10 protein-coding genes are annotated in these 10348 nt (G+C 63.7%); all 10 read right to left on the reverse strand.

Annotated elements, in window-relative coordinates:
• Positions 1-33 precede the first annotated feature (33 nt).
• Complete coding sequence (locus tag DBR18_RS27810; RefSeq protein WP_108592760.1) at positions 34-519, reverse strand: hypothetical protein; 486 nt, start codon at positions 517-519, stop codon at positions 34-36.
• A gap of 125 nt (positions 520-644) precedes the next feature.
• The gene (locus tag DBR18_RS27815; protein WP_108592743.1) at positions 645-1370 is read right to left on the reverse strand and encodes a class I SAM-dependent methyltransferase; all 726 of its coding nucleotides are present in this window, start codon (positions 1368-1370) and stop codon (positions 645-647) included.
• A complete protein-coding gene (locus DBR18_RS27820) occupies positions 1367-2614 on the reverse strand; it encodes an NAD(P)/FAD-dependent oxidoreductase (RefSeq protein ID WP_108592744.1) in 1248 nt (415 codons plus the stop codon). Before DBR18_RS27820 ends, DBR18_RS27815 begins: the two co-directional genes overlap by 4 nt.
• Positions 2601-3764, reverse strand: coding sequence for a sodium:proton antiporter (locus tag DBR18_RS27825; protein ID WP_108592745.1), 1164 nt, complete (start codon positions 3762-3764; stop codon positions 2601-2603). Before DBR18_RS27825 ends, DBR18_RS27820 begins: the two co-directional genes overlap by 14 nt.
• Positions 3761-6100 (reverse strand): MMPL family transporter, encoded by a 2340-nt coding sequence (locus tag DBR18_RS27830; protein ID WP_108592746.1) that lies wholly within the window; start codon positions 6098-6100, stop codon positions 3761-3763. The genes DBR18_RS27825 and DBR18_RS27830 overlap by 4 nt, the downstream gene beginning before the upstream one ends.
• Entirely contained in the window at positions 6084-6686 is a 603-nt protein-coding gene (locus tag DBR18_RS27835; RefSeq protein ID WP_108592747.1) for an outer membrane lipoprotein carrier protein LolA, read from the reverse strand. The genes DBR18_RS27830 and DBR18_RS27835 overlap by 17 nt, the downstream gene beginning before the upstream one ends.
• On the reverse strand, positions 6683-7108 hold the full coding sequence (locus tag DBR18_RS27840) for a thioesterase family protein (protein ID WP_108592748.1): 426 nt from the start codon (positions 7106-7108) through the stop codon (positions 6683-6685). Before DBR18_RS27840 ends, DBR18_RS27835 begins: the two co-directional genes overlap by 4 nt.
• Positions 7101-8645 carry a histidine ammonia-lyase gene (gene hutH, locus DBR18_RS27845; RefSeq protein WP_108592749.1) on the reverse strand — a complete coding sequence of 515 codons (1545 nt, stop codon included), beginning with the start codon at positions 8643-8645 and terminating at the stop codon, positions 7101-7103. The genes DBR18_RS27840 and hutH overlap by 8 nt, the downstream gene beginning before the upstream one ends.
• A complete protein-coding gene (locus DBR18_RS27850) occupies positions 8626-9573 on the reverse strand; it encodes a glycosyl transferase (RefSeq protein ID WP_108592750.1) in 948 nt (315 codons plus the stop codon). Before DBR18_RS27850 ends, hutH begins: the two co-directional genes overlap by 20 nt.
• The gene (locus DBR18_RS27855) at positions 9570-10304 is read right to left on the reverse strand and encodes a glycosyltransferase family 2 protein (RefSeq protein WP_108592751.1); all 735 of its coding nucleotides are present in this window, start codon (positions 10302-10304) and stop codon (positions 9570-9572) included. Before DBR18_RS27855 ends, DBR18_RS27850 begins: the two co-directional genes overlap by 4 nt.
• Between the last annotated feature and the right edge of the window lie 44 nt (positions 10305-10348).

The raw sequence follows: 10348 nt of genomic DNA on the forward strand, positions 1-10348 counted from the left end.
CGCAGATCACGCCGAGGGCATTGAGGTAGGCAGTCATGGCGTCGGTTCACCGAGGGGGGAAACCCGATAGTGCGGGCCTTGGGGCAGATTCAATTCAAAGCTCAACGGTTGCGCATATCGGATCGTCCAGCGCGGCGCCAGTGTACGTTGCTCGCCCTGCTGCTGCGCGGCGGGGTAATTGCGCACCAGTTCGCCGGAGGGGGTCAGGGCGAACAGCAACGCGGCAAACAGCTCCCGGGCTTCCGGGTTGGGCGGCAGCAGCCCGTCGGCCTGCCAGTGCCCATCGATCAGTTGCTGACGCGCCTGCGGGATGCCCAGCGGATCCATCATCGACCAGCGGATGCCAGGGCCTTCGCGCTGGATCACCAGCAGCCAGTCCTGGCGTTGATCGGCCTGTTGGCGTTCGATGTGCAATTGCAGCGGTAACGGCAGCGTCGGGTTGCTCGCGGGCAGCGGGGCCTGGCTGACGCATCCAGTCAACAGTAAAGAGCAGAGCGCCAATATCAGCCACCCCAGAATCCCTGTGGGAGCTGGCTTGCCAGCGATGGCTTTGGCACATCCAAAATTGAGGCAGACTGACCCACCGCTATCGCTGGCAAGCCAGCTCCCACAGGGGGCCAAGTGTGCAGGTCGATAGCAGGACATCAGATATCACCTTGCAGTGGCTTGCGTGCCACGACATTCACCAACGTTTCCTCACGCTCGCCAAACGGCTTCGGCCGGCGCAACCCGAATCGCTCCAGCAGGCCGAAATCCTTCGACCGGCTCCACCACAAATACGGGTACGAGACATTGCGCTCGCCAAACTCGAAACCCTGCTGGCGAATCATCTCCAGGTACTGCGCGGCGCTCTTCTGCACGTGCATCGGATGGCGGAACAGCCAGCGGATCACCCAGGTATCAATGTAGGCCTCGGTGGACTCGGCGAACAGCAGATAACCACCCGGTTTGAGCACGCGGTAGAACTCGGCGAGGGCTTTTTCCTGCTCGACCAGATGATGAAAGGTCTGGTGGCAGAACAGCAGATCGACACTGGCGTCCGCCACGTTGAGCGTCGCGCAATCGCTGCCGATCAGCTCCACATCGAAACCCTGACGCGCCGCTTCTTCGGCGCTCAGTTGCAGGCTGTGCGGATCGGCATCGACGCCGATCAAGCGCTGCGGGGCGAAGGTCTGGCGCAGATAACGGAATGACTTGCCCTGACCACAGCCGGCATCCAGCAGCACCGGATTGACCGGCAGCGACTCGCTGAACAGCCCGCGCAAATCGTTGATCGCCACGCGCAACACATGGTGCTGCCAGGTGTGGCTGCGCAGGAACCAGAAACCGAAGCGGGTTTCCTCGACGTAGCTGTCGCTCAAGTAATTCATGGGGCGTCCTTTGCACAGAGTTCGGAAATCATCTTCAACCGGCGGCGCGCTTCGCTGACGAACGGATTGCGTTTATCCCAGGCGTAACCGGCGAGGATCGAGCAGATCATCCGGCGAATCTCCGCCTGACTGTCTTCGTAAAAAATCACGTCCTGAAAGGTGCCGGCGTACCAGCCTTCGACGTAGCAGCGGAAGGTATCGACGCCACGCTTGAGCGGTTCAGCGAATTCACGCTGCCAATCGACGGCTTCGCCCTGCAACTGCCGGTGCAGCACGGCGGCGGCCATGCTCGCTGAACGCATGGCGATGGTCACGCCCGAAGAGAATACCGGGTCGAGAAATTCCGCCGCGTTGCCGAGCAGGGCGAAGCCCGGGCCATGCAGGGTTTTCACATTGGCCGCATAACCGCCGAGGGTGCGCGCCGGGGTGTCCCACACGGCGTTGTTCAGCACGCCGGCAAGGCTCGGGGTTTCGCCGATGAAACCGCGCAGGCAGGCATCCAGATCGCTGTCGCGACCCTTGAAGTGTTCGGCGGCAGCGACCACGCCCACCGAGCAGCGCCCGTTGCTGAACGGGATCGTCCAGAACCAGATGTCGCGGTGCTCGGGATGGGTGGTGACGAGAATTTTCTCGCGGTCGAAGGCCGGGTTGTCGATGTGATCTTCAACGTGGGTGAACACTGCCTGGCGCACGGGAAAATTCGATGGCGCTTCCAGCTCGAGCAAGCGCGACAGCACGCGACCGTAGCCGCTGGCGTCGAGTACGAAATCCGCTTCGACGCGGTATTCGCTGCCGTCTTCGCGCAGTACGTCGAGCAGTGGTTTGGCCTGTTCGAAATCGACGCGGACGATGGCATCGCCGTAGCGGATTTCGGCCCCTTGCAGCGCAGCCTGATCGGCCAGCAGCTTGTCGAAGTCGGCGCGCTGCACCTGGAATGTGGTGGGCTTGCCTGCGGTGAAGGTGTCGCCGAAATCGAAGGCGCTGTAGCGTTCGCCCCAGGCGAAGGCGGCACCGGTCTTGCGCTGGAAGCCGGCGGCGTTGACGGCGTCGAGCATGCCGGCCTCTTCGACGAAATCCAGACAATGGCTGAGCAGGCTCTCGCCGATGGAAAAACGCGGAAAGTGCTGGCGCTCGATCACCAGCACATCGTGGCCCTTGCGCTTGAGCAGCGCGGCGGCGATGGCGCCGGACGGTCCGGCACCGATAATCACGACCTGACGGGATTCCATTTCAACGATTGGCACGTGAGCTCCGGGGCAGTGGGTGTTGCAGATTCAGGGGCGCGCGATGCAGGCCGATCAGGGCCGGCAACAGCGTCGCGATCAGGCCCATCAGCATCAGCGCGAAGTACAGCGCCGGACTGATGAGCTGTTGTTGCAGCAACAGGTTGAGAAAGACGATTTCGCTCAGGCCGCGAATGTTCAGCAGTACGCTTTCGCGCCAGCGGCTGGCGCCTTCGAAGGAAGCGCCGGCCCAGCCCAGGCCGAGCCAGTTGCCGAGCAGTTTACTGGCGATCGGCAACAGCAGCAGCGCCGCCCATTGCAACGCGCCGAGGCTGGCGAGGGCGCTGTGCACGTCGATCTGCACGATGCCGAAGGTGAGGATCAGCGGGATCGCGACCCACGTCTGCAAGCGGATCATCCACAGCGCCGGCAATGGCAGCACCAACGGCATTTTCAGCAACGCCATGCACAGCAGATAACCGATGCCGAAAATCAGTGCGTTGAGTTTGTAATGCTCGGCCAGTACCAGCAGCGCGAAGAAGCCGAGGCTGTGGGTCAGCGGTCGACGCACGCGCAACAGGTGCAACAGGAGCGGCACGCAGGCCAGACCCAGCGGCAGCAACAGACTGCTCAAGTGCAGACTGCCCTGAGCGAAGCCGAACAGCGTCCAGCAGGTCAGGTCGATCAGGATTGCAGTCTGCACCAGACGTCGGGTGGCGGCGGGCGGATAGTCGATATGGCGCAGGTACAGGTACAAAACCGGAATCGCCGTGATCGCGAACACCAGACCGATCGCCAGCGAGTTCAGCCACGGCTGCGCCGGCAGCAGCCAGCAGGCGGCGGCCAGACCGCAGGCGAATGGCACGGCAAAGCTCGGCACGGCGATTTTCACGCTCTGGCGGTCCAGACGCAGATCGATCACATCGCTGAGGATGTTCCCCAGCAACAACGCAAAACTCAGGCTGTAGAGGTCTTTCAGCCACACCGGCGCAATCAGTTGAGCACCGCTGAGCTGCCAGCCCGGTTCGATCCAGAAGTACATCAGCAGCGGCAAACCGAAGCTCGCCAGCAGCAACTGGCTGACGATCGGGATCAGCCCGAAATGCCGACCGACACGGGTCGCCATGGCGAACAACGCCAAAGCCATCAGCCAGAAGCCGACGACCGTCACGCTGCAGGCTCCGCGACAGCGCTACTGTGGGCGTGACGTCCGGCCCACGGCGCCAGAATGAAACTGAAGGCCAGCCCCAGGCTCACCGACAGACCGAAGTTGCTCACCGCCGGCGTACTGGAAACCGCCAGCAGACCGAACGACAGCCAGGTCGTCAGCGCTGCGAGCAAGGTGCCCAGCAGGCTGACCGCTGCACCGCCGACCTGCTCACGCATGAGGATCGCGTAATCGACGCTGATCGCCGTCACCAGCAGCAGGCCGAACAGGCTGAACAGGGTCAGCGGCTGGCCGAGCCAGCCGAGGCTGGCAAGGCTGCACAGCGCCGCCAGCAGTGGCAGCGAAACAATGCGCAACGCGCCGCCGAAGCCGAACGGCACGATCAGCACCAGCACGATCAACACGCAGGAGGCGAGTTTCAGTTCAGCAGCGCTGATCTGGGTCGCGGCGAATACGTTGTTCAATTCGCCGAGACGATCCACCAGCATCACCCCCGGCAAGTCCAGCGCTTGTACTCGCAGCAGTGACGGATTGTTCAGGCCTTGCAGGCTGGTCATCGCCGCCACGCCGTCATCGGTGGGGCCGAGCCACAGTGTGCGGTAAGGCTCGCCCAAGGGCCCGGCCAGCGCCGCGTCGATGTCTTCGGCAGGCAGGTTCTGCAACTGTTGCAACTCGGTTTGCAATGCCGCGAGCGGTACGCCGAGGTCGAGCAATGGCTGCCAGTATTGCGGCAGTTTGCTCAGCGCTTCGCGCACTTGCTGTTGCTGGCTCGGCGGGCTGAGCAGTTGGTCGAGGGCCAGATAGCCTTGCAGTTTGTCGAGGCTGACCAGTTGCTGCAGACGTTCGCTTAACGCGGCTTGACGCTCCAGCAACTGCTGCTGATTGGCGCCGCGTACGAGGAAAAACTGGCTGGTCGGCTGATAGCCGGTGATGCGTGCGATGGTCTGCGCTTCATCGGTCAGGCGTTGTGGCGCACCGACCCACTGGCGAATGTCGTTCTTGCTTTGCAGCTGCACCAGACCGCCGGCGCAGAAGGCGATCACCAGCGCCAATAGCACCGGCGTACGCACATGTTCGAGCAGGTTTTCGCGCAGTTTTACCAGACGCTCGGCCAAGCGCAGCGGCCATTGCGCCGGCTGCAATTCAACATTTTTCAGCAGGGCCGGCAGCAGGCACACCGCCGACAGATACGCACCAAGCAAGCCGGCGGCAGAGAACACCGCGATTTGCGTCAGCGCCGGGAAGGGCGTCCAGGCCAGCGCCAGATAACCGATGGCGCTGGTGATCAGGCTCAGCGTCAGCCCGGAGAGGGTCAGGCGCAACGCCGGCCAGCTGCGCCACGGCTTGAGGCTCCAGCTTTTCGACAGATAGTGCAGCGGGTAATCCACCGCCACGCCGATCAGGCTGGAGCCGAGTACCAGGGTCATCACGTGCATGTGGCCGAACAGCGCCACGCAGGCCACCGCGCCGAACAGCATGCCCACCAGCACCGGAACGAACGCCAGCAACACCCGCCAGCGCCGAAATGCCAACAGCAGCAAAAGCAGAATGCCGAGGGTGGCGCCGCCGCCGACCCAGGTCATTTCGCGGGTGGCTTGTTGCTGGCCGTTGGCGGCGTACAGCAGACCGCTGGCGGCCAGCAGTTGCACGTCAGATTTCGCCGCTTGCTCGCGACTGTGCTGCAGCAGATCGGCGACTTTCAGCGGCAGGTTCATGTCGAAGGCATTGCCGGTGGTGCGCGCGCGCAGCAGCACCCAGCTCTTGCCGTCGGCATCGGCGACCAGTGCGCCGCTGCCGATGTCCAGTTGCACCGCGCCGTGTTTCGGCTGGCTGTTCTGGATGCGTCCGGTCAGGCCCAGCCAGTCGTCCTGGCTCGGCACCAGAGTGAAGCCGTTGAACGGGTCGAACAGCGCCTGCACCCGTTGCTGAATGAACGCATCAGGGTGTTCGGTCAGCAGTTGCCGATCGTCCGCCGAGAGCATCGCCAGTCGCCCTTGCAGCAATTGCGAGCGCAACGCCGGCAGATCCGCCTGCAGGTTCCACTGCACCTTTTCGAACAGACCGCTGGCCTGCCATTGCTCGCCGAGGGTCTGCGCCATGGCCACCGCTTGCTGGCGATCGGCGTGGCCGACCAGCACCAGCATTTCCCGATTGAGCGGCTCCTGCATGCGCTGTTCGGCGCGCAGTTCAAGCGCGTCAGGGTTGGTGCCGGGCACCAGTTCCATGAGGTTGGCCGACAGCGGCGCACCGTCGCGCCACTGCCATCCGGCCAGCGCGATGACTGCCAGCAGCAGGGTCAGGAACAGCCACGGCAGCCTGCGCTCACTGGGCAAAGTCATGTTGCTCCGCTTCGCTCAATGGTTGACCGGCGCTGCTGTCTTTCATCCGCAGCACGGTGCTGTCGCCCTGGGTTTCCAGCAGTTCGATGGTCTGCACCAGCTCACCGCCGTCGATATTGATCCGGTTGAACACTTGCTTGAGCAGCACCGAACGCGGGGTCAGGGTCAGTTTCCATTGCTGAGCGTCGCCGCTCAGGGCCAGTTCGAAATCCCGTTGCAGGCCGCTGCTGTCACCCTGCAGCACGGCGAGGAACAAGCGGTTCTGCTCGGCCCCGGCGCTCTTGTTCGGCAGCAATTGCCACGTGTTGCCGTCGCGACGGGCAATGCCGTTGGCGGTGATGCGGTAGTCCTGTTGCAGCGGGGTCTTGAGCAACCAGAGCAGGCCGTGGTTTTTCGCCAGGACGAAGCTGCCCTTGCTGAGCAGCGGCTGGGGCAGGGCGCGCAGGTGTTTTTCCTGGATGAACTGGCCGTGGATAACGTCCGGTTTCGCCAGTTGTTCGCTCAGCTGTTGCAGGTCGAAGGCGTTCGCCAGTCCTGATACAGCGAGCAGCGCCAAGGCGCCAAGGCATTTGCGCAACAGGTTCATCGCAGCATCCTTTCCACCGCATCGGTGAACACTTTGGGTGAGGCCAGTTGCATCTCGCGGCTGCTGATCTCGACCGCCACCTGCACCGAGCTGGCGCGGGTCAGGCGTTCGCCAGTCTGCAGGTCGGTGATCAGGTAATTGATCTTCAAGCGGTTCTCCCACTCCACCAGACTGGCGCGCACATTCAGGCGCTGGCCGAACACCGCGCCACGCACGTAACGCAGTTGCAGGTCGATGATCGGCCACGCATAACCGGACTCGGACATCTGCGTGTAGTTGTGGCCAATCCGGTCGAGCAGCGCGCAGCGCGCGACTTCCAGGTATTTGACGTAATGCCCGTGCCAGACCACATGCAGGGTGTCGACGTCAAAAAACGGCACGAGGATTTCCGTGTCGGCGTGCAGCACTCCGGCGCTACGCATGCAGCCTCCAGTGTTGCTCGGAGATACGTTGCAGACACAGGCGCAGTTCGCCTTCCAGTGCGCGGTCTTCGATGACCGGCGGGAAGTCTTTGGACAGCTTTTCGTGCATGGCGGCCAGCGAAGGGGGCAGCGCACGCGCGTCTGCATCGCGACCGCGCAGCCAGACGCCCTGATTGGCCGCGAGCAACGTGGCGGCGGCGACCTGCTCGGTCAGCTCCAGCACGCGGATCGCGTCACGGGCGGCGATGGTGCCCATGCTCACCTTGTCCTGGTTGTGGCACTCGGTGGAGCGCGAGAACACGCTGGCCGGCATGGTGTTTTTCAGCGCTTCGGCGGTCCAGGCGCTGGCGCCGATCTGCACGGCCTTGAAACCGTGGTTGATCATGGCGCGATCCGCCGGTGCGCCGGACAGGTTGCTCGGCAAACCATGGTTGTAGCGCTCGTCGACCAGCAGCGCGAGTTGCCGGTCGAGCAGGTCGGCGACGTTGGCCACCAGATTTTTCAGGCTGTCCATGGCGAACGCAATGTGCCCGCCGTAGAAGTGCCCGCCGTGCAACACGCGCTCGGCTTCGGCGTCGATGATCGGGTTGTCGTTGGCGCTGTTGAGTTCGGTCTCGATGAACGAGCGCAGCCAGTTCAGGCTGTCGGCCAGCACCCCGAGCACGTGCGGGGCGCAGCGCAGCGAGTAGCGATCCTGCAGACGATGCAGCGGCGCGGTCGGCGCGTCGATCGCCAGATCCTTGCGCAGCCACGCGGCGACTTGCATCTGCCCCGGATGCGGCTTGGCGGCGAACAGACGCTCGTCGAAGTGTTCCGGATTGCCTTGCAGCGCGACCACGTTGAGCGCGGTGATGCGCGTGGCCAGTTGCAGCAGATAGTCGGCGCGGGCGAAGGCCAGGCACGCAAGGCCGGTCATCACCGCCGTACCGTTCATCAACGCCAGCGCTTCTTTCGGGCGCAGCACCAAAGGCGTCCAGCCGAGTTCGCGATGCACGTCGGCAGCCTGGCGACGCTCGCCACGAAACAGCACTTCGCGCTCGCCGGACAGGGTCGCGGCGACGTAAGACAGCGGCGTCAGATCGCCGCTGGCGCCCACCGACCCTTCTTCCGGAATCAGCGGCAGGATGTCGTGTTCAAGGAAGGCGTGCAGGCGCTCCAGCAGTTCGATTCGCACCCCGGACACGCCGTGGCACAGCGACTGCAAACGCGCCGCCAGCACGGCGCGGGTGGCTTGCGCGTCAAGCAGTTTGCCGAGGCCGCAGCCGTGGAAGGTGTAGAGATGACGCGGCAGTGCCTCGACGTGATGCAGCGGCACCGCGACCACGCAGGAATCACCGTAACCGGTGGTCACGCCGTAGATCACGCCTTCCTTGTCCAGCAGCGAATCGAGGAACCGCGCGCCCTTGGCGATGCGCTCGCGGTAGGCGGCGTCGTTCTGCAACTGCGCGGGCGCCTGACGGTTGGCCAGGGCCAGCACGTCTTCGATGCGCAAAGGGCGTTCGCCGAAGGTTACCGGCTCATGGGTTGGCGTCGTCATCGGTCTTCCAGAAAGGGTAAAAGTTGAACCATTGGTGCGGGGCTTCGAGGCAATAGTGACTCAGGCGCTGCGCATAGCGGGTGGCCCACTGATGAATGACCTGCTCGCGCTCGCGGCGTGTCCACGTCACGCTGTCGGCGAACGGCTCAAGGGTCAGGCGATAGTGGCCGTCCGGTTGTTTCAGGCACATCAGCAGATTGACCGGGCATTTGAGCAAACCGGCCAGCAGCCACGGCCCCTGCGGGAACGGCGCCGGGTGGCCGAGAAAGTCCACGGTGACGCTGCGTCCGCCGTGCAACGGCACGCGGTCGCCGGCAATCGCCAGCCATTCGCCGCGCTCCAGGCGTTCGTGCAGTTGCAGCATGATCACCGGGTCCAGTTCGCTGACCTGGATCAGCCGCAGGTTGGTCGCCCCGGCCTCGCCCAGCAGACGATTGAACTGCTCGGCGTGCTTGGTGTGCACCAGCACGTTCATGGTGACCTTTTCGCCGATCTCCGCCAGCGCCCGGCACACCTCGAGGTTACCCAGGTGCGCGCCGACCAGCAGTTGCCCGCGACTGCCGCGCAACTGATTGCGCAGCAGTGCCGGGTCGATGATTTCGATCTGCTCGATGCGCAGCTTGCCGTTCCACACGTCGAGCTTGTCGAGCAGCGAATCGGCGAACGCCATGAACTGGCGGAACACGCGCCAGTAACTCGGGAGCAATTCGGCGCGGTTGCTCCAGTCGGCCAGCCGTTGCTGGTATTGCCAGGCACTGTTGCGCGCGGTGCGGCCGAACAGGAAGAAGTACAGAACGATGCCGTACAGCAACGGACTGAGCAAACGCCGGCCAAGCACCTTGGCGGCGAATGCAGTGAATTTCATCAGCAGGAAACTGCCGCGCTCTTCGCGGTCGGCCCAGTGCTTTTTTTCGGTCTCGACGCTCATGTGCGCCACCGGCGCCAGAGGATGACGGGCAGGCGCAGCAACATGCCGAAGAACAACCGTGTATGCATGCTGGAAATCAGCGCGTTGTCATGGAACAGGCGGAAGTGTGAAACGCCGTCCAGCGGGTAGTGCACGCTGGTTTGCAGCCAGCGCATGGGCTGGTTGCGCCACGCCAAGCGCACGAGGATGTCCGAGTCGAAATCCATGCGTTTGCCGATTTTCGCCGAGTCGATCAGCGCCAGCGTCGGGGCCAGCGGATACACGCGAAAACCGCACATCGAATCGCGGATCTGCAGCGACAGCGTGTTGATCCAGACCATCACGTGGGTCAGATAACGCGCGTACAAACGGCCCTTGGGCACGCTCTCGTCGAACAACGGATAACCGCAGATCATCGCCTCTGGATGGGCACGGGACTCTTCGACGAAACGCGCGACGTCGTGCAGGTCGTGCTGACCATCGGCGTCAACCTGCAGAGCATGGGTGAAGCCCAGACGCGCCGCTTCGCGCAGGCCGGTCATCACCGCGCCGCCCTTGCCCTGATTGAGGGTCAGACGCACCAGATGCACATGGTCGCGTTCGGCCAGCGCATCCAGCACTTTCGCGCAGGACGGGGCGCTGGCGTCGTCCACCAGAATGCACGGCAAACCTTGGGCGAGCAGGGCGTCGACCACGGTGCCGATCGCGGTTTCGTGGTTGTAGACCGGGATCACGGCGCAGGGGTTATGCATTGAACACATCCCCACTGTGGCGAGGGAGCTTGCTCCCGCTGGGC

It is taken from the genome of Pseudomonas sp. HMWF021 (assembly GCF_003061005.1).
GTDB lineage: Bacteria > Pseudomonadota > Gammaproteobacteria > Pseudomonadales > Pseudomonadaceae > Aquipseudomonas.

Bases quoted from the DNA above. Each gene is read 5' to 3' on its own strand.
- hutH (WP_108592749.1), bottom strand. From the start codon at position 8,645: ATGACGACGCCAACCCATGAGCCGGTAACCTTCGGCGAACGCCCTTTG.
- DBR18_RS27850 (WP_108592750.1), bottom strand. From the start codon at position 9,573: ATGAGCGTCGAGACCGAAAAAAAGCACTGGGCCGACCGCGAAGAGCGC.
- DBR18_RS27830 (WP_108592746.1), bottom strand. From the start codon at position 6,100: ATGACTTTGCCCAGTGAGCGCAGGCTGCCGTGGCTGTTCCTGACCCTG.
- DBR18_RS27855 (WP_108592751.1), bottom strand. From the start codon at position 10,304: ATGCATAACCCCTGCGCCGTGATCCCGGTCTACAACCACGAAACCGCG.
- DBR18_RS27815 (WP_108592743.1), bottom strand. From the start codon at position 1,370: ATGAATTACTTGAGCGACAGCTACGTCGAGGAAACCCGCTTCGGTTTC.
- DBR18_RS27835 (WP_108592747.1), bottom strand. From the start codon at position 6,686: ATGAACCTGTTGCGCAAATGCCTTGGCGCCTTGGCGCTGCTCGCTGTA.
- DBR18_RS27840 (WP_108592748.1), bottom strand. From the start codon at position 7,108: ATGCGTAGCGCCGGAGTGCTGCACGCCGACACGGAAATCCTCGTGCCG.